Origin of the sequence: Paenibacillus sp. V4I3, assembly GCF_030817215.1 — a bacterium.
Classification (GTDB): Bacteria; Bacillota; Bacilli; order Paenibacillales; family NBRC-103111; genus Paenibacillus_E.
Window position 1 is genome coordinate 5,068,362 of the sequence record NZ_JAUSZA010000001.1, and the last position, 20,009, is coordinate 5,088,370.

The window sequence follows — 20,009 nt, forward strand, 5'->3', positions numbered from 1 at the left end:
TAACTATGGTGCTACCCTTAAACCAGTCAAAAGTGCAAAGCGACTAGAGGTTGTAGAGGAGTACATACCGCTTTATTAACAAACCTTTCCGTTAGAATTAAAGGGCATCAAATGATCAGTATCGAGCTTGAGTAATTGATGAAATGTCATAATAGAAAATGAAACGCCACTCATTCATAGAAAATGAGAAGTGGCGTTTCGTTTTTCCATTTACGGTGGGTATAGCAAATTCCAGGTTGAGTTAGACGCAATAAATAGAAATAATAATTTTTTATATAAATTAATAAGAAACATTGTTTTCTATTGATTTTATATGTGGGTGATGGGATTGTTATGAATTTACCCTTACATCAGTTTCATATTCTGTATAAAATCTACAAAAGCATTAATTAGTGATATTTGCAAAGATTCCTTTCGATAAATCATCCATGATTTACGCAAGATAGGCTCCCCGTAATTAGTCCTTAGTTGTATACGATGCAAGTGTTCATTATCTCCTAAGACGATGTTGGGAAGTATCGCGTAACCAAATCCGCTGGATACCATCTCTTTGCATGTTTCCATATGATCTACTTCCATTGTGACTGTCGGTGGTACTGAATACGTCTCCTTCCACCAATTATCAAATACATTTTCTAAGGACAAGTCCGTTTTATAACTGATTCTCGGTAATTTTGGCAGATCGTTTAATGAGATCTCTCTGTTCGATACAATCCAAATATTCTCTGTCATAATTAGATGTTTTTCTTCAGGCCAATTATAATTTCCTCGAATAAATCCGATATGGACATCCTGCTTATATACCGAATTTATTAATTCTGAGCTGCGGTTTGAAGTTACTTTAAACTCAACATCGGGGTATTCAGTATGGAAATTTTTTAACATTCCTGGGAGTTTGTAACGTCCTAGACTGCTTGCAGTACCGATTTTTAATGTGCCAGAGATTTTATTATCCATACTTAATAAATGCTCTTTTGTTTTTTGTAATTGCTGTAGAAGATCCTTTGCATATCTTACCAAATATTCACCTTGAGGCGTAAATTCTATACCTCTTCTTCCCCGGTGCATGATTTTGATCCCAAATTGCTTTTCTAATTGTTGAATGCGGTAACTTAAAGAAGGTTGAGATACGTATAAAAGCTCAGCAGTTTTTGTTAAATTTTGGTGTTCGAAAAGTGTTTGTAATAACATGCAGTCTCTTTCTTCCATAATAAAATCACTCATTTCATGAAATTAGGTTAGTTTAATTGTAAGCACAACTAGAGTTAGAAATCAAATAATTTTATCGATTATTATAAATTTAAACACTTTGTTTTATTCCATGGAACATGGTAATTTTATTTTACAGAGCCACAAATGGCTTTTAGCAAGCATCATCTTATTATAGCAATCCTAATTCAAGCGAGAAGAAAGTAGGGGGAGCAATGGCCTTAATACAGTTTTCTAATGTATCCAAACGGTTCGAACGTAATGGAGAGCAGTTTTGGGCATCACGCAACATTAATTTGACAGTTGACGAAGGCGAATTTCTTACCGTAATCGGTCCAAGCGGTTGTGGGAAGTCAACGGTTTTAAACATGTGTGCGGGAGTTATGAAGGCCGACGGCGGAACGATCACGTATCGTGGCAAGCAAGTAGATAGAATCAACACAAAAGTTGGCTACATGACTCAAAAAGATAATCTTCTTCCTTGGCGCAACGTTAAAAATAATATTGGGATCGGTTTAGAAATAAAGGGCATAAGTAAAAAAGAACGAGAGAAAATATGTGACCATTATATCGAAATGGTAGGTTTGAAAGGATTTGAAAAGCATTACCCCCAAGAACTTTCAGGAGGAATGCGGAAGAGGGCAAGTTTAGCGAAATTATTAGCATACAATCCAGAGACCCTATTGATGGATGAGCCATTTGGGGCATTGGACGCTCAGATGCGCTTGATTTTGCAAGATAAATTGTTGGAAATTTGGAAAGAAACCCAAAAAACAGTCATCTTTGTTACACACGATCTCGATGAAGCGGTGACTTTGGGTGATAGAGTAGCGGTATTTAGCAAACGTCCCGGAACCATTAAATTTGTTGAGAATATCAACATATCCAGGCCCAGAGATGTTGTGAATACACGCTTTTCAGACGAGTTTACGAAAGCGCATTCAAAGCTTTGGACTGCATTGAAAGATGAATTTGAAATGGAGGTGCTGAGATGAATGCTGGAAGAGTGTCAGATAGCCGAATTGGAGTTGAAATTCCACTTAGCAAATCATTAAAGCATAACAAACGTGTTGAATTTTTTAAGTTATCATTAATCCGCCTGGTACTATTAATTATATTTTTGGGAAGTTGGCAGTACGCATCTGGGAGATTCATTGATAAATTTTGGATTAGTACGCCACTCGATATCATGAAAGCGCTGCAAAAATGGATTGTCAATGGGGAGTTATTTTTCCATTTGGGAATAACTGCTGAGGAGACCCTGCTAGGTTTTTTCATCGGCGCTTTAAGCGGCGGTATCGTTGGTTTTTTTCTGGGGCGATGGACGTTTGGTGCCAAAATCTTCGAGCCATTCATTATGGCGTTATATAGTTTACCTAAAGTAGCCTTGGCCCCTTTATTTATTCTCTGGTTTGGCATCGGGATAGAGATGAAAATTATGTTGTCAGCAGTCACGGTATTCTTCTTAGTATTCATTAACACATTCGCAGGTGTGAGGGATGTAGATAACGATCAGTTAGAAAGCATCCGAATTATGGGAGCAACAGAAAGACAAATATTGTCCAAAGTCGTATTTCCTTCCGCATTGAACTGGATCATAGTCGGACTCAAATTATCTGTGCCCTATGCTTTACTTGGTGCAATTGTCGGAGAGATTACGGCTTCCAATAGGGGGATAGGCTACTTGATTCAGTATTCGGCAGGACAATTTAATACGGCAGGCACATTTGCAGCCTTGATCACTCTTATCATAGTTTCCAGCTTTTTAAATTATATTCTATCTTTATTTGAAAAGCGCTTTCTTCATTGGAAAACCCCGAGTCCGAATTAAAAAATCGAGTTCAAAGAAAGCAGGGATTAGAAATGAAAATAACGAAAAAGTTTGCATTTATGTTGATGTCTGGCATCTTATTGCTATCAGCTTGTGGAAATGCACCTTCCAAAACAAATTCGTTACCTAACAATACTCCAGTTTCCTCTTCTAGTCTTTCAACAAAAAAAGAAAAAGTGACATTAGTTCAATCCACCGCTGGCTTTTTATTCTCAGCTATTTATGTGGCTAAAGGAAAAGGCTTTTTCGAAGAAGAAGGACTTGATGTAGAGGTTACTATTGCAGGGGGGTCCCCTAAGGTCATTTCAGCGGTAGCGGGCGGGGGAGCGCAGATTGGTGCAACTGGACTCTCGGTAGTTATGGATGTTAACGGAAAAGGACAAAATATCCAGGCATTCGCTTCCCTAATCAATCAATACGCGTCCAATATCGTCATTCGCAAAGATGTAGCTGCAAAATTGGGTATTAATGAAAATTCACCCATCGATCAGAAGATCAAGGCTCTGAAAGGGCTTAGTATAGGAATTAATACGCCAGGAAGTGGTAATGACAAATTAGTGCGTTATTTACTAAAATCCCAGAATATAAATCCGGATAAAGATGTCAATCTGGTTCCACTCGGGAATGCAGAGGCTTTCTTTCCTGCATTTGCCAATAATCAAATTCAAGCGTTTTGTTTTTCATCTCCCACATCTGATACGGCTGCCTCTTCTGATATTGGGATGATGCTAATTAATTTGTCGAAGGGTGAAGTTAAAGAACTAGATGGATTTTCTCATAGTGTTCTCTTAGCTAAGCAAGACTTTATTGCTAAGAATCCTGAATTGGTACAAAAAATAACGAATGCGATTGGGAAGGCTTAGAAGTACATTGCTGAGGATAAAATGGGGGCTAAAGAAATTCTAAGGAAATCATTTAGCGACCTTGATGCAAAAGTATTTGATGTTGCGTTTGAAAACAACTATGGTGCCTTTGCAAAAAAAACTGCGATTACAAAAAAAGGATATGAGATGAATGTTACATTTGAAGGTATTGATATCCCCTTTGATAAAGTTGTAGTTAATAAATTTGCTGATGCAGTTAAATAAAACAGCCAAGGCTACCTAACTTAGCTTTTCCATGACCGATCACAGTTCAACAGAGTTCGGGTGATCGTATCCCGATTATCGGGCATCCTTAAAAGACCGCGTAGTAGGCGGTCTTTTAACTTTTGTAAATAAGAATTGAACTCATAAAGAATTTCTATTTTCAGGCACTGGCTTTATTGCCGGTATCTGTTGCTGGAATCTTTTATCTTTAAATGCGGCAATTCAAATGGTAAGAGCAGGTGCAAGGAAAAGGTTTTGCAGTGGTTGCCATTGAAGTAAGGAAGCTAGCATTGTAAATCCCAAAGTACTTCCGGGCAAATTCAGGAGATTATCCTTAAAATGACAGGTTTAGTCCGAAGTGTATCTGATGTTATGAGAAACAAAGTAAGTATAGAAGTAGAAAAGGGGATCCTGGTTACTGAGGAAGCGCGAGAAGCCTTTACCGAGATTAAATTAGGATCGATGGACTCCTTCCAACACGTGACAGCTGCATCCCAGGAGCAGATTGCCTCAATGGAGGAAATGAATTCTACTTCAATTGTTTTATTCAAAATGGCTGAGAATATGCATCATGTAGTAGAACGTTTTAAGTTAAAGTGATTCAATCTGCATTCTTTTTAGATTTCATAAATTTGGAATATTAGAGATTTAAAATTTCTATTAAATATGATAAAAAATACATATTTTTTTTATAACAATTCTGATGGTAAAGTTAAGTTGTTGCTCCGGGGTGAATGCTGAAGGCTTAGACTACAAATTATATGACACGATGGAGGAAAGAAAATTGAATATCATCCAAAATGAAAGCGGAAACAATATTTCAAGCCGTCTAGATCATCTACCGATTACAAGTATTCATAAAAAAGTTATAGCGGCACTGGCTATTGTTTATTTCTTTGAGTTTGCTGACCTAAATACATTTTCTTACGTTGCACCTGCATTAAAAAAACATTGGGGAATGTCCGTAAGCACGATTGGCATTGTTACATCTTGTTCTTTTTTGGGAATGTTTCTTGGTTCTGCATTCGGCGGATGGGTAGCCGATAGATTTGGGAGAAGAAATGCCATTATTACAAACACTGTCTTTTTCTCTATTCTTTCTTTACTAACAGCTTTTGCTTGGGATCCGGTTTCGCTAGGCGTCTTGCGGTTTTTAACAGGTATGGGAGCCTCAGCCGCTCTTGTAAACGCAAATACGTATATCAGTGAATTTTTCCCTTCTGCTTCCCGCGGCAAATACCAAGGCATAACGATTGCGGTGGGGTTACTCGGAATTCCTTTAACTGCTTGGGCTTCGAGTTATTTCGTTACTTTAGGACCGGATGGATGGAGGTACGTGTTCGCGTGGGGTGCGTTAGGGCTATTCTCAATTTTCTTTCTTCGTAAGCTTGTAGAAATACCCCGGTGGCACTTTGCCCGCGGAGATTTTACAAAAGCAGAAGCCATTATGCAGAGAATCGAGGATACTGTTCGCCTGGAAAAGGGGGAATTGCCTCCTATTACTGAAGTTATCCTTAAGCCAAAGGCACAATTGAAAACAGGTTCTCTTATCGAATTGTTTAAAGGGAAATACCTTGGCAGAACGTTGATTCTGACTTTAACGTGGATTTTCCAAACTATCGGTTTCTACGGATTTTCCTCCTGGGTCCCAACACTACTCGTACAGCACGGTATCGAATTGAACAAATCATTAGTTTACAGTTCATTAATTACGATTGGTGCACCGTTAGGCGCTTTAGTAGGCGCTTTTATTTCAGACCGTTTCGAACGAAAGTGGAATTTGGCTGTATCGTCCATAGTAATTGCAATTTGCGTCCTTTTATACGGAATGACTTTTAACCCTGTGTTTCTAATATCATTTGGATTTTTAGTTAATCTAGTGGAGAGAGTATTCTCTTCGAATTTATACACGTATACCTCCGAATTATACCCTACTGAGATAAGAGCTACAGGATATGGTTTTACTTATGGTATCGGCCGAGTTTCAAATGTTTTGGGACCAATCGTTATAAGTTATTTTATCATTCACTTAGGGAATATGAGTGTCTTTTCTTTAATCGCCGCCACTTGGATCGGTTCAGCCGTGGCACTTAGTTTCGGTCCTAAGACCAATAAACGTAATCTGGACGAGATCAACAGTGATGATCCGATAAAGGTTCAACAATCGTCAGTAACTGTGAAATAATTATAAAGACGATATAAAAGCGCTGCAGCAAGGTAGAGCTTTATATCGTCTTTTTTTGGGTCAGCCTAGCTCCAATTCGTTATTACTTTTATTTCCACATCAGGGTTTCTAAGATGAAATTACTTGAGAATACCGAGCAGCACATATTAAGTAATGTTTCCTTAAACTTAGAAATCAATATTTTTTATTGAATATTATAAAAAAACATTATTTTATTTATTTCTACTGTTCTAATACATTTAATTCTGTAAGTCAAAAGAATTATCAAACAGAAATGTTTTATTAAGGAGTGGTACGTGATGAACGATTTCGGACAAATGATAAAAATCCCGACAACCATCATGAGGGGAGGTACAAGCAAAGGTCTGATCTTACGAAAATACGATCTCCCTTCCAATCCGGACCAAAGGGATAAATTGATTTTGAGAATGTTCGGTAGTCCGGACAGCAGTCAAATCGATGGGTTGGGCGGGGGAACAAGTTTGACGAGTAAGCTAGCGATCGTAGGTCCGCCTTCGCGGCCCGGAGCACATATCGATTATACCTTTGGTCAAGTCAGTGTCGAAAACCATGTCATCGATTATAGAGTGACCTGTGGAAATTTAGTTACGGCAGTTGGACTTTATGCTGCTGAAGAAGGATTTGTCCCATTAACGGAACCTGTTACAGCGGTCCATATTTATAATACGAATATCGATAAAATCATTGTAGCCGAAATACCAGTAGCTAATGGACAAATCATCTATGATGGGGATTTCTCCATTGATGGTGTACCTGGCGTATCCTCGAAGATCATGCTGAACTTTTTGAATTCGGGAGGTACCTTTACAGGAAATACTTTACCAACAGGCAATGTTAAGGATACGGTTCAAATTGACGACGGCAGGAGATTTGAAGTTAGTATTGTTGATTGCGCCAATACGATTGTCATTGTCAGGGCTGAGGATGTAGGAGCCAAGGGGACGGAGTTGCAGCAAGAGGTTAATCAAAACACGGAACTGCTGAATACGTTAGAAAAAATAAGAGTGCAGGGCGGCATCCTCGCTGGGCTCATTAAACCGGGAGAGGTCGTTAAACCATCTACTCACGCCTTACCGAAGATCATCATGGTTACTGCTGCTACAGATTATGTAACCCTGACGAATAGAGAAATTAAACAGGGGGAAGTCGACATTATTTCTCGGTATATGACTATGGGTGCTTTGCATAAAGCACATGCAGTGAGCGGAGCTATGGCATTAGCAACTGCGTGTAAAATTCCGGGAACTCTTCCTTTCGAGATTGCACCCCCGAGATCCGGCGTAAGGATAGGACACCCATCAGGTACAATGTACGTCGAGACCAAAGTGGAGTACGAGGACTTAGAGTGGAATGTGGTCCGCGCCGCTTGTGGTAGGACCGCAAGAAGGCTAATGGACGGATACTCGTATGTACCTGCCTCTGTGTTAGGTGCTTAGAAGTAAAGGTGAACGATATGGTATTAAGAGTTGTCATCATCATCACAATAGGATTTCAAGTCATGTTGAATATCACCAGACCTGTTGTCACCTTATTTGCTTCCCATTTGGGCGCTAATACATTTGAAATTGGTATGGTAACAGCTTTTTACGCATTCTTTCCGCTATTTTTCGCCATTTATGCAGGTAAAATCTCCGATTATGTAGGCGATCGGTTACCAATTATTCTGGGCACAGTCGGTATGACGGTAGGGATGGCTTTCCCTTTTTGTTATCCGTCCATGTGGTCACTATACACATCCCAAGCCATAATAGGCGTTTCGCAGCTTTTTATAAATATTTCACTCCAAAACGTGCTAGGCAACGCTGCAACCCCCAAGAATCGAGATCAATATTTCAGCATATTTAGCATGGCGATGTCATTGGGTAGCGTCATAGGTCCGGTCGTTGGAGGATATCTGGTTGAACATTTTTCTTATACGTTTGCTTTTCTTGTTTCTATGTTCACTGGATTGATACCGATTGCGATTTCATTCTTTATACCTGTCATTATTAGAAAGAACGAACAATCGGATCATGCCTTTTCCGGTTCTATGAGTTTATTGAAAATACCAATTTTAAGGAAAGCTTTGGTTTCAAGTGCACTTGTTTTGTATTCTCGAGATATTTTCGTAGCATATTTTCCGTTGTTTGCTAAGCAACAGAATATTTTACCGAGTGTTATTGGATGGATTATAGCCATTCAGGGGATAAGTATGGTCGCAGTCCGGTTTTTCTTGCCTAAACTTATTATCATCTTTGGTCGGAACCGAATCTTATTAGCCTCCATCTTTACTGCAGGAATTTCATTTTTCCTGGTCCCATTTACAAGTCATTTTTATTTTTTCTGTGTGTTGAGCGCATTGATGGGTGCGGGTCTGGGGTGCGGTCAACCGCTTTCGATGACTACGACCTACAATGCTTCTCCAAAAATGAGAACAGGCGAAGTTCTAGGGCTCCGATTAGCGTCGAACCGGCTATCACAATTGATAGCCCCACTCTTTTTCGGTTTAGTAGGTTCGTCGGTTGGGCTTGTCTCAGTGTTTTATGTCAGCAGTGCACTGCTAATCGGTGGAGCGTATCTGACCAGATCCAACGCAGATGAACAGTGAGAGCAATTATCGGACTGAATTTGAAAGTTAATTTTTTGAGGGTAGGTAATTGGGATGAATAACTTTGGCGGTAAAAGTATTATTTTAAGATTGGAACTCTATACAGAGCAAATTAATTTCGGACAAGTCATAACAGTAATAAACGAAAATGGTGGAGATGTAATAGCTATTGATGTTATCCAAATGGGAGAAGATTCAACCATTCGTGATATCACAGTTACAGTCTCAGATCAAAAGCATATCGAACAAATTGTTATTGCTATCAAAAATTTAGTTGGCGTCCGACTAATTCATGTTTCTGATAGGACATTTCTTCTTCATTTGGGCGGGAAAATAGAAACAAAATTGAAAGTACCTATTCAAAATCGGGAAGATTTATCGCGTGTGTATACGCCTGACGTTGCACGGGTTTGCATGGCTATTCATGAAAAGCAAGAAAATGCTTATAACCTTACTATAAAAAGAAACACTGTTGCTGTTGTATCGGATGGAAGTGCTGTCCTGGGATTAGGTAACATTGGCCCATATTCGGCTATGCCTGTTATGGAAGGGAAATCTATGTTGTTTAAGCAGTTTGCCGATGTGGATTCTTTTCCAATTTGTTTAAATACACAGAATGTTGAAGAAATCATAGCTACTATTAAACATATATCGCCTGCATTCGGCGGCATTAACTTAGAGGACATATCCTCGCCCAGATGTTTTGAAATTGAAGAGAGGCTTCGAAACGAACTCGATATTCCTGTTTTTCACGACGATCAGCATGGAACAGCAGTTGTTTTATTTGCAGGACTTATCAATGCTCTAAAGATAGTTGGTAAATCAATAAGTGATGTGAAGGTCGTTGTTTGCGGTATTGGAGCTGCCGGAATAGCTTGCACCAAAATACTATTGGCAGCAGGCGTAAAGGAAATCATAGGCGTTGATCGGGAAGGCGCCCTTGTTGAAGGCGGTAAATTTGAAAATCCAATGTGGGAGTGGTATGCCAAACATACAAACCGCAATCTAAGTTTGGGTTCATTACATGATGTGATTGAAGGCGCTGATGTATTTATAGGGTTATCTCGCGGCGGAGTTTTAAAGAGAGAAGATGTACAAAAAATGGCGCTGCAACCCATTGTTTTTTGTATGGCTAATCCTACACCGGAAATTCTTCCCGAAGAAATAGAGGATATTGCCGCAGTAATTGCAACCGGTAGATCCGATTATCCAAATCAAATAAATAATGTATTATGTTTTCCTGGTATATTTCGAGGGGCGCTTGATTGCCGGGCAACAACGATTAACGAGGAAATGAAGCTTGCTGCCGCCCAGGCTATTGCATCAGTAATTCCCGATAAAGCTCTTAATAAGCTATATATTATTCCAAGTGTGTTTAACCAGGATGTAGTAAAACTCATAAGGGACAGCGTAATTAAAGCAGCTATTCAGACCGGAGTTGCCCGTAGAATTCCGAAAGAGTATGGAAAAGCATAACTGAAGGATGTGAATTCATTTGAATCAGAATTTATTATGTCTCCTTTGCAATCTTGCGGAAAAGCAAATCTCAGAAAAAATTTGTGATTGCTGCGCAGATGTATTGGAATTTGGGTATCCTTCTTTTCCGGCTTATGTACTTCAGGAGACCGGTGAATTGCATGAAGCTGAAAGAAACAAAAGTTTATTGATAATAAGTAATTATTAGTAATTAGACTCAAAGCTCATTTACTTTTTTCTTTTGGAAAAAATGGATATACATGAATATGTAAATGGTCTGTTGAAGCCTCAACAGGCTTTTTTTGTAGGCTTTTTGAACTTTCGTGAGTAGTAAAATTAAGTCGTTTGTTGTTCACTGCGTCAAGATGTTTTGAACAACAAACGATACACTGTAACTTTTGTCGAAAAAGTGTATGAATATTTATGCAAATACTGCATAAAAGCAGTATTTTCTATTGCAAATAATTTTGAAACAGAAGCGTAATCGGAATACGCCAAAAGGCAAATTCCAATTAATTATGAAACAAAAACAACGGAGCCACGCGGATTGCGAGCTCCGTATTATATGCGAAAACAATATACCTTTGTTAGGGATATGCGGTGGATTTCAATACATCATTATGGAATATGCAAGAAACAAAATGATGCTGGATAATGCTGGGCACGAAGAACGCGATCCACACGCAAATCAAATAGTTATTAGTAAACTGGCTTGCTCATTAGTCGGCCAAAAAGGTGAATTCATAGTAAAGAAAACCTCGAGAATCTTTGATATTTATCAAGTTGAAAATGTAATTGAACAGTTCAGATGTAACTATGGACTTAGTTCGGAATATGAAAAACAAATTCATGAAGCCGGATTAAGAATAGTCGGAACGGATTACATTGGCAACCCAAGAATTATTGAACTACCTGAGCATAAGTTCTTCATAGGCACGTTATTTGTTCCCCAATTAAGTTCCACTTCTAATTCAACACACTGCATCGTTGACCCTTTTATTACTAACTGTCTTATGTCAGCCAGAGAATTAAGCTAACGGAAACGATAGTGTAATAATCGCCTCATGTGTGGCAGTAGCAATAACGGCTGAGACGACTCCCTAAATCAAAAACGGAGCCCGCCGGCTAGGCTGTAAGCTCCGTTCCTGTATTATCCCGTTGAGGGGCAAGTGCCAAACGCGCTATCGTATAAAAAAATCGGCCCGATTCATAAATATTTCCTCAATCTTCTCCACTATGGGCCCGCTTTCCTCGGATTTGCGTTTCACCTCGATCCATTCCGGGTCTTGTCGAAACGCACCCCACAGCCGTTGCCGTTCCTCCATATCCTTATATTCCATCACGTAATACAACTTCGGAAGCCCCGTCTGATCGATCCAGAAATCGTACACCTTTATTTCCAACCGCTCGAAAATACTAAGTGTATGCTGGCTGAAACGTTGCAGAATCGCTTCCATTCTCCCCTCATGCATGGTATAAATGCGCAACTCGTAAAGCATGCCCATTCCCTCGCTTTCTGTAAATCGTAGAGTTTTTTCGTTGATCGTTGCCTACTCTCAGTTATTTTACCAGTAATCTTCGACCCTGGGCAATAAATGTTATAAATAATAACCCGACTAATGCATTTCATGTTAGATTGGGTGATGGTAGGTGGTTTGTGTTTGATCCTGAACATTATTTCTTTTCACATTTAAGGAATAACATTTTAAAATCATACGATTTAATCAATAACAAGGAATATGACCATACTGGCAAGTATATTGAAAAGAATAAGTTTAAAGCAGGTCATTTCGTAATTTATGAAAATTCAAAGGATTCTTCTATTTGTGATATGATAACTGATGATGTTATACATTTTTTAAAATACGAAGTATAGCCTCTTTGGAAAAATAAATGAACGTGGAAAGAAACATGTCTCTTACTTTTGAAATCTTTAGATATAGCATGAGCATGAATAGTATATTGTTACGCTAACGGAAACTATAGTTAAGGAGCCTGCTTCGCGGCAACTCCTCTTTTTGTTTATTGATTAAAACCGAGGGACGGGCAGTTTTGTTAAATAAGTTGCAAATTTAACATTTTAAAGTAAGAGCATTTCTTTGTAATGAGAAATGCTTTTTATTTTTGTCAAAATTAAAAGGATATTTCAATAACAATAATATAATAAAAAAACAATATAAATTTATTGTAAAACGATAAATCGTATGCTAAAATCATGTTGTCATTAAATAAGTGAGGTGTTTTAAATGAATGTTAAACGAGGTTCAACCACTTTCTTAAAGGTAATTATTTTTCTGTCTGGAATTGCAGTGCTTGCTTTGTGTATCTGGTTGCCTGAGATAGCCGTTAGAGATGCAAGGGTACATCCAGATACGGCTTACTTCCTAATCCCCTTTTTAGTATGTGCATACGGATTCTGTATTGCGTTTTCTGTTGCGTTGTATCAAGCATATAAACTTTTAACCTACATCGAAAAGAACAATGCTTTCTCTGAATTATCCCTTAAATCCTTACAGATTATAAAGAAATGTGCTTTTACAGTCATTTTTCTCATTTTGATAGGAATAGTAAGTTTAAGGGTGCTTGCTACAGTTACAGATAGTGATGATGCAGCGGGTCCTACATCATTATGTCTAATGGGTATTTTAGCAACAAGTATCATCGCAGCCATTGTGGACGCACTTCAGAAGCCATTAAAAAATGCCCCTGATATAAAGTCGAAAAATGAATGATTAACGGATGTGTAAGACTTTTGATTGTCAGCCAAGTGATTTTGGAGTACAAAAGCGACGAAGAACACTCAATAAAAACAGACAACTAATTTATTTAACTAACGGGACACGATAGTGAAATGCAAGTTCAGAAACAGGTGAGGTGTTTTAATGGAAGCAACGGGATATGTCCCTTTAATAAACATAAGCAATGATGAGAAAATTTGGGCTGGTACGAAGGTAAGACTCTTCAATGTTGGGTTAAATGTGGCAGATAAAGAGCATGACTTCTATGATTATCTTGTATCATATATCTTCGATAATGATGACCTTCTACAGCTAACTAATCTCTCCCAAGGAAAAGCCGGAAATATTCTTTGTGTTATTCCAAAAGACAAACCTAATCACTATTCGAGCGGTAAATCATTAAAAGATATGGTCGGTTTGGATAATACTTACGTATTGTTTGAGTAGAAGTGAGCAATGTAGGATTCAACTAACGAGGAACGTTAGTTCAATAGTAGAGTACAGCGGCAGTCTAAGACTTTATTTTTCGAGTCCTAGTCCGCCGCTGTTTCATTTTCAGGGCCAGTCTAATACTTAATTTTATTAATCTGACGATAATTAAATTGATAAATCCCGTAACATTAAGGGGTTCAGTCTAACACTATATTTTCTCAAGACACATACAATACTCGGAAGATTAGCCTTTTATTGTGAATTGAATTTTTTTGGATATCAAATTAGGATGGGCCCTATTTTTAAAATAAATGGGGTAAAATAATGAATACTATTGGTGAAAAGGTGCTTTCGCTGATGCAATAGGGATATCATAAGGGACGCTGAGTGAGATCGATCAAGGTAAGACAAAACCTTCAGCTGTTACATTGCAGCAATTGAGGAAAAAATTTAATGTAGATCTTAATTGGCTATTGGACGCATAACATTTGTTCGCAGCACTCATGGCAAACGTGCTTTTAAAGTGGTTATATGATTATTAAAAACCATACATAATCGCTTGTAAATCAATACCTATCATTCGATTTAAGGAACAAATTGTCTATTTGTATAACCTTCTAAATCTAGTATCTGGCTAATCAACAGGCGTGATCATTTTATTCTAAGTTGTATTTTTCGATTTAACGAACAACTTTAATGTGAATTGATTGAAGTTGGTTGTAACAAGTGTTATTCTAACAACGGTAAACTCGAAATCTATGCTCTTCAATACATCTAATAATAGTCACTATTTTAGTTATAAAGAAAGGTAATACTATGATAAAAGTTGAAAACTTATCCTTCTCATTTCCGCAAAAAGAACTATATAAAAACATTTCATTTACGCTTGAAGAGGGACAACATTGCGCTTTTATAGGAACAAGTGGCAGTGGGAAAAGTACATTGATAGATATACTGATGGATCCAGAAAGATATATGTTAGAGGGCATGTTAGAAATAGACCCGACTTGCAAAATTGGGCATGTAAGTCAATTCTCACAACTAGACAAAACTAAAGAAACAACAGTTTTTGAATATATAGGGGAAGAATTTATTAAGATACAAAATGAAATAACATCTATTTGTACTGAAATGGAAACATCATCGGATATTGATTCGTTATTAGAAAAGTATCAATTAGCTTTAGACGCATTTGATTCAATCGGTGGGGATGATTTTGAAAGCAACATTAATAAGAAACTAAATCTAGCAAACCTCATGAAGCTAAAAGATCTTAGGGTATCCGACCTGAGCGGTGGGGAATTCAAACTTATTCAAGTGATGAAGGAAATGCTTAGTAGTCCAGATTTAATGATTATGGATGAACCAGATGTATTTTTAGACTTTGAAAACCTAAATGCGCTTAAAAATCTGATTAATTCTCACAAAGGAATACTGCTAGTTGTTACGCACAACCGATATCTATTGAATCATTGTTTCAACAAAATACTACACCTTGAAAACATGGAGATCCAAGAGTTTGATGGGCGATATATTGAATACAACTTCTCATTACTTCAGACAAAAATTGAGTTGCAAGAAATCGCAGTCGCTGAACAAGAAGAAATTGAGAGATACGATAACATTATTGATAATCTTAGAGCTATCGCAACGTATAATTCAGAAGCATCTAGAGGGAGAGCATTAAAAGCTAGAGTTAGGTTTCAAGAAAGATTGGAAGCGCGTAGAATTAAAGCGCCATTTGTTGATATTAAGCAACCGAATATTAGTTTTGGTATTGAAAATGAGATTGAAGACACCATTGTTGTAAATGTCAATAATTATCGTGTTACGTTTGATGAATTGCTTTTAGACAATGTTAACTTTGAGATAAAATCTACAGATAAAGTAGCCATTATAGGTCCAAACGGTACCGGGAAAACGACTTTACTCCGAGATATCTTTACAAATAATCATGCTTCAATTGAAATAAATGCTGATGTTAAAGTGGCTTATCTATCTCAGAATCAAGGAGAAATGCTAAAGGATTCTAATACAATACTAGAAGAATTCATCGATGCTGGGTTTAAAACGTATGATGAGGTTAGATCGTATATTTCAAACTATGGCTTTGAAAGAGAAATCGTTAATCAAAAGATAGAATCTTTATCTGGTGGAGAAAAAAATATGCTACAATTGGCTAAAGTTTCTGCCAGTAAAGCAAACGTATTGCTTCTTGACGAACCGACAAGCCATTTAGACACCTATACACAAATAGCACTGGAGAAAGCCATTGAAGACTATAAAGGTGCGATTCTCATGATTTCTCATGATTTCTATTCTGTTGTAAATGGTATGGATTATGTTTTAATCATTGACGATAAGACGATTAGAAAAATGAGTATGCGAAAATTTAGACAGATGATTTATGCTAGTCATTTTAATAGAGACTATCTAGAAACTGAACAAAATAAAAAATCAGTTGAAATGAAAATAGAATTGGCTTTAAAAGATACTGATTTTGAACTTGCAAAAGTATTGGTTGATGAGCTAGAAGAGCTGATTAAGTTGCTTTAAATCATAACGCTCTGATTGAAATGATTACAAGAATCAATTTATTGTACTGGGAATTTACGGCTACTCCGGATCGAATGGATGGTAAGCAAGCTTAAATCTTGGGGTGAATGGCAACCATCCAACAAGAACGTGAAGTCAGTTACAGCTAATAGAGCTAAAGTGAATTAGTCTGAGTTCAACGATGAAATAGATGTTGGAGGAAAAGTATCAACAAAAAAGACACTGATGAATAGGATGAGGCCACTGACAAACTCTCTGTTTTTAGAATTTCTAAATCCACTAAATAAAAAAAAGACGAATCATTTCCATTTTTTCATGGACATGAGCCGTCTTTTTTTATTCTCTTACATCTTTATTGCTGAATTTTAATCAGTCAATTTCATTATTCGCTTCAAATTTACAGTGAATATTGCTAGCGCGCCTTGTATCTCCATGCCAATTAGACCCGAGGATTCCGCTACATCCAACCCGTGCCTATGTTTTAATTCACTATTTTTGGCTTCTATTTTGTAGCGTTGCTTCGACTTTTCTCTAAAATCATCGCTTTCTTGAAAAGATGCTTGTTCAGCGTGTTCGATCGATTTAATACTTACATTGTATGTTTTTGTCGCAGCACCTTCTATATAGCAGCCTTCCTTTAATGGGCATCTTTTGCATTTTTCAATGTCGAAATAGTAAGTAGTCTTTTGGTTCCTATCCTTGTCCTTTTTGCCTGTCCGAGCTTTTCTAACCGCCATATGTCCTGCCTTGCATACAAACATACCTGCATCTTTATTAAACTCAAATTCATCTTCTTTGCTTCGCTTTCCTTGTGCCACCAAGGGGTGTAGCTTCGATACGAGCTGTATTTCATTCTTCTTGCTATAAATAATATTATCTTTTTCTGAATACGCAGTATCCCCAATTACGGTATCGATCTTCATGCCAGCGGCCATACTTTTTTCAATCAATGTTTTCAATTGCTTCCCGTCAGTTTTTTCTCCAGTTGTTATGGTTGCTGCGGTAATTATTCGTTCCTCGCTCATAGCCAAGTGCGTCTTGTAGCCGAAAAACGAGGAATCCGCACTTTTATGGCCTACTCTTGCGTCTTGATCTTGTGAAATCCGCAATTGCTCAATGTCATCCCTAATGGTCTCTTTTAAAAAGTTCAACTGTTCTTTTACTTTGGGGAATCTCGAGATGCTATCATCCTTCTCAATTACTGAGATAAGTTTTTGGCAATAATCAATTTCATCTTCTAACGCTTCTGTTGTGGTCTTAGCTGGAAACTTATTTTTCATGGATTCATCAATCTTGTAGACAGCTTTCCGAAGCTTCTTGGAACGATCCATCAATATTTCTTTCGGAGCTTTTTGATTGTAACGGGATTTGGTGTGCGTGGCATCGACGATGATAGCTTTGCTTTTAATAATTTCTTTTTCAATTGCAATTTTTACTGTTTGTTGGATCAGTAGATCTAATAGGTTTAGGTCTTTTAACCGCAATTTCCGAAACTTGGTCAAGGAACTCGGTTCAATCACTGCTTCTTCGGGCGCCATTTGAAGAAAATATTTAAAGGACATATCGTATTTCGAGCGTTCTACGACGTCTACGTCTGATAAATCGAAGATGGATTTTAGTAATAAATACTTAAACATACGAATGGGGTCGATAGCATATCGACCGTTATCCAGACAATAATTACTCTTCAGTTCATCGTATACAAAAGAGAAGTCAACGAGTTCTTCAATTTGTCGCAGTAAATTATCCTTGGGAACAACTAAGTTGTAAATCTCCATATATGGACTTAAAATCATCGACTGTTGGTTTTTAATCATCGTAATCACCCGCCAAGTATAATACCTTAATTATACAGAAAAAAAAGTACAGCATCCTCAAAAAATTGAGGGAATCTGTACCTTTGCTTTCATTAAAGGGAACTTTTTCAGTGGCCTCGAATAGGATCTCAGTGTCTTTTTACTGCTCGAATATTAAACTAAGTGCTAACAGTCCTATTTGTCAGTGAATGTTCATTGAAAATAAAGTGATAAATTGAGAAAATAAAGTTGTAGACTGACCGCGAGCATTAAGCTCCCTCAGAGAATAAGGATTTTCTCACGAATGCTCGCTCATTCGCAGGATTTCAAAATGCATGTTAAATAGGAGTTCCGGTGTTTAGGTAGTGTGTGGCAGGCAGTTCCGTTAGAGCGCATGCGGGAACAGAAGGTGTTGATGTATTTACAACATCTTCCATAATAAAGTTATGATGCACGCTTCTCTCCACAATATCCTTGGGGATTCACTCTCCCAAATCTCGACGGGTCTTTGCCCTCACATTCCTTCGTCCTATCTTTCCAAGGTGTGGAGTCCGATCAACGTTAACGGAACGGGTCTATGCCCTAAAGCTTAAAAATATCGGTACTCCGTGCTTTCTTTGTGAGTTCCTGCGAATGAGCCAATTTACGTGTCAGGGTTAAAATTTACTTTTTATGCAGCTAATGGTAGCTGGGCCTTATCCATGGAGAATGATTGTCCTTCTCTTGCCATGGCTACAAGCATACGGGCTAGTTTCCCAATCAGCTTCATCATGGACTGCATTTTCGTCATTCGTTTCACTTCGGTATTATGCGCATGCATGGCTTGGAACGCTTCATTGAAAGATAACAGGTGAAACACAGTGAAGTAGAGATGCTTGCGCAGTAGCGAGTTGCCTCGTTTGGTGAGCTTGATTTGCCCCTTATACTTGCCTGAACTTCGTTCTGCTAAGTTCAATCCTGCCTTGCGCAATAATTGATTTCCGTGAGACAGCTTACGTAAGTCCCCGCCAAATGCCAATATGGCAGCCGTTGCAGGAACGGAAGTACCGACAGATCGAACGAGATCAGAACAAGGAATTTCAGGCAGTATCTTTTCAATCATCTCGTCCGCTTCGTCAATAATTCGGCGGATCCTTTCATACTCTTCGATGAGGTGCCTCAGCTCCCATTTATCTTCTTCAAGGGCAGTAGTGTCTCCCACGCTATGTCTAGCGAGTGATTGAAGTTCCAAAGCCTTGTTCGTACCTCGCACCCCGCCAGGTCTGGCCATATACTCACCCCAGATCTGTACCATTTGCTCCGGAGTTAGCTGTAATAGGTCAGAAGGGGCTGGAAACCGACGCAAAGAGGCCAACGAACGATCGCTAAAAATATCATCAAATGCTTGTCTGTATTCTGGAAACCGGATATCGAGCCAGCGGTGGATTCTATTCTTAATCCGTCCTGATTTAACAACCCAGTGCTCTCTGTTTGTAACCATAACCCGTATGCGGCGGAATGCTTCATCCTTTGGAGAGAAGGGCGTGTAGAACCCACGACTCACTGCATCGGCGATGACCAGAGCATCTTTTGGGTCGTTCTTGGAAGGTGAGTTATCTCTGTTTTCCTTATTGCGTTTGGTTGTCATTGGATTGACAAGAGCCACATCAATGCCTTGATCCACCAACCAGTTGGCAAGATTGAACCAGTAGTGACCGGTGCTCTCCATTCCCACAACGAAGTCATTCATGCCGTGCATCTTCTGTAAATTCCGAATACTGTGTTCTAAAAGCTCAAAGCCGGCTAGGTCATTCGAAAATAGAATAGGGCGCTTGGTGAGGACAATACCTCGAAAATTAATGGCTTGCGCAGCATGCTTCTCCTTGGCAATGTCGATGCCTATGACCAGAGTGGTAGTGGAGATTCGTTCTACACGTTGATTTTGAGAATTAATTGGATTAGACTTCATAATAACGCCTCCTAAGGTGAGTTCTGAGGGCTGCAACCCAGGTACATACTCATCCTAGCGAGGCGTCCTTTTTTCTGCAAGTTCCATCTATTAACACCTACAGGAATGTTAACGGGCAGTTTAGTTTGAAGAGACAAAAAAT

General features: G+C 38.3%; 17 protein-coding genes. 13 read left to right on the plus strand and 4 right to left on the minus strand.

From position 1 onward, the window contains the following. Window positions 1-345 precede the first annotated feature (345 nt). On the minus strand, window positions 346-1,209 hold the full coding sequence (locus tag QFZ77_RS23395; protein ID WP_307443060.1) for a LysR family transcriptional regulator: 864 nt from the start codon (window positions 1,207-1,209) through the stop codon (window positions 346-348). A gap of 215 nt (window positions 1,210-1,424) precedes the next feature. Between QFZ77_RS23395 and QFZ77_RS23400 the strand changes: the two genes are divergently transcribed. The 10 genes from QFZ77_RS23400 to QFZ77_RS23445 all read left to right on the plus strand — a co-directional run bounded on the left by QFZ77_RS23400 (window position 1,425) and on the right by QFZ77_RS23445 (window position 11,434). Beyond that, window positions 1,425-2,204: an ABC transporter ATP-binding protein gene (locus QFZ77_RS23400; protein WP_307443061.1), complete on the plus strand. Its 780-nt coding sequence runs from the start codon at window positions 1,425-1,427 to the stop codon at window positions 2,202-2,204. Next, complete coding sequence (locus tag QFZ77_RS23405) at window positions 2,201-3,040, plus strand: ABC transporter permease (RefSeq protein WP_307443064.1); 840 nt, start codon at window positions 2,201-2,203, stop codon at window positions 3,038-3,040. Before QFZ77_RS23400 ends, QFZ77_RS23405 begins: the two co-directional genes overlap by 4 nt. A gap of 32 nt (window positions 3,041-3,072) precedes the next feature. Next, window positions 3,073-3,903, plus strand: a complete 831-nt coding sequence (locus QFZ77_RS23410) for an ABC transporter substrate-binding protein (protein WP_307443066.1) — start codon at window positions 3,073-3,075, stop codon at window positions 3,901-3,903. A gap of 21 nt (window positions 3,904-3,924) precedes the next feature. After that, complete coding sequence (locus QFZ77_RS23415) at window positions 3,925-4,128, plus strand: hypothetical protein (protein WP_307443067.1); 204 nt, start codon at window positions 3,925-3,927, stop codon at window positions 4,126-4,128. 339 nt (window positions 4,129-4,467) lie between these two features. After that, window positions 4,468-4,728, plus strand: a complete 261-nt coding sequence (locus QFZ77_RS23420) for a hypothetical protein (protein ID WP_307443068.1) — start codon at window positions 4,468-4,470, stop codon at window positions 4,726-4,728. Between the two features lie 193 nt (window positions 4,729-4,921). Then, window positions 4,922-6,313 carry an MFS transporter gene (locus tag QFZ77_RS23425; RefSeq protein ID WP_307449780.1) on the plus strand — a complete coding sequence of 464 codons (1,392 nt, stop codon included), beginning with the start codon at window positions 4,922-4,924 and terminating at the stop codon, window positions 6,311-6,313. A 299-nt stretch (window positions 6,314-6,612) separates the two neighbouring features. Beyond that, window positions 6,613-7,770 (plus strand): 2-methylaconitate cis-trans isomerase PrpF family protein, encoded by a 1,158-nt coding sequence (locus QFZ77_RS23430; RefSeq protein WP_307443069.1) that lies wholly within the window; start codon window positions 6,613-6,615, stop codon window positions 7,768-7,770. Window positions 7,771-7,787: 17 nt separating this feature from the next. After that, window positions 7,788-8,921 carry an MFS transporter gene (locus tag QFZ77_RS23435; protein WP_307443070.1) on the plus strand — a complete coding sequence of 378 codons (1,134 nt, stop codon included), beginning with the start codon at window positions 7,788-7,790 and terminating at the stop codon, window positions 8,919-8,921. A gap of 54 nt (window positions 8,922-8,975) precedes the next feature. Further along, on the plus strand, window positions 8,976-10,397 hold the full coding sequence (locus QFZ77_RS23440) for an NAD-dependent malic enzyme (protein ID WP_307443071.1): 1,422 nt from the start codon (window positions 8,976-8,978) through the stop codon (window positions 10,395-10,397). A 455-nt stretch (window positions 10,398-10,852) separates the two neighbouring features. Further along, window positions 10,853-11,434, plus strand: a complete 582-nt coding sequence (locus QFZ77_RS23445) for a glutamine amidotransferase-related protein (RefSeq protein WP_307443073.1) — start codon at window positions 10,853-10,855, stop codon at window positions 11,432-11,434. A gap of 144 nt (window positions 11,435-11,578) precedes the next feature. On the opposite strand, the gene QFZ77_RS23450 is transcribed toward QFZ77_RS23445, so the two are convergent. Continuing rightward, window positions 11,579-11,896 carry an NIPSNAP family protein gene (locus QFZ77_RS23450; protein ID WP_056837730.1) on the minus strand — a complete coding sequence of 106 codons (318 nt, stop codon included), beginning with the start codon at window positions 11,894-11,896 and terminating at the stop codon, window positions 11,579-11,581. Between the two features lie 747 nt (window positions 11,897-12,643). Here QFZ77_RS23450 and QFZ77_RS23455 point away from each other — a divergent pair. The 3 genes from QFZ77_RS23455 (at window position 12,644) to QFZ77_RS23465 (ending at window position 16,123) form a co-directional block, all read left to right on the plus strand. Further along, window positions 12,644-13,129, plus strand: a complete 486-nt coding sequence (locus tag QFZ77_RS23455) for a DUF2975 domain-containing protein (RefSeq protein WP_307443074.1) — start codon at window positions 12,644-12,646, stop codon at window positions 13,127-13,129. Between the two features lie 150 nt (window positions 13,130-13,279). Continuing rightward, on the plus strand, window positions 13,280-13,582 hold the full coding sequence (locus QFZ77_RS23460; RefSeq protein ID WP_307443075.1) for a hypothetical protein: 303 nt from the start codon (window positions 13,280-13,282) through the stop codon (window positions 13,580-13,582). An 801-nt stretch (window positions 13,583-14,383) separates the two neighbouring features. Beyond that, window positions 14,384-16,123, plus strand: coding sequence for an ABC-F family ATP-binding cassette domain-containing protein (locus QFZ77_RS23465; protein ID WP_307443076.1), 1,740 nt, complete (start codon window positions 14,384-14,386; stop codon window positions 16,121-16,123). Window positions 16,124-16,488: 365 nt separating this feature from the next. Here QFZ77_RS23465 and QFZ77_RS23470 read toward each other — a convergent pair whose 3' ends face one another. Further along, a complete protein-coding gene (locus QFZ77_RS23470) occupies window positions 16,489-17,940 on the minus strand; it encodes an IS1182 family transposase (protein WP_307443077.1) in 1,452 nt (483 codons plus the stop codon). Between the two features lie 649 nt (window positions 17,941-18,589). After that, the gene (locus QFZ77_RS23475) at window positions 18,590-19,867 is read right to left on the minus strand and encodes an IS110 family RNA-guided transposase (RefSeq protein WP_307443079.1); all 1,278 of its coding nucleotides are present in this window, start codon (window positions 19,865-19,867) and stop codon (window positions 18,590-18,592) included. Between the last annotated feature and the right edge of the window lie 142 nt (window positions 19,868-20,009).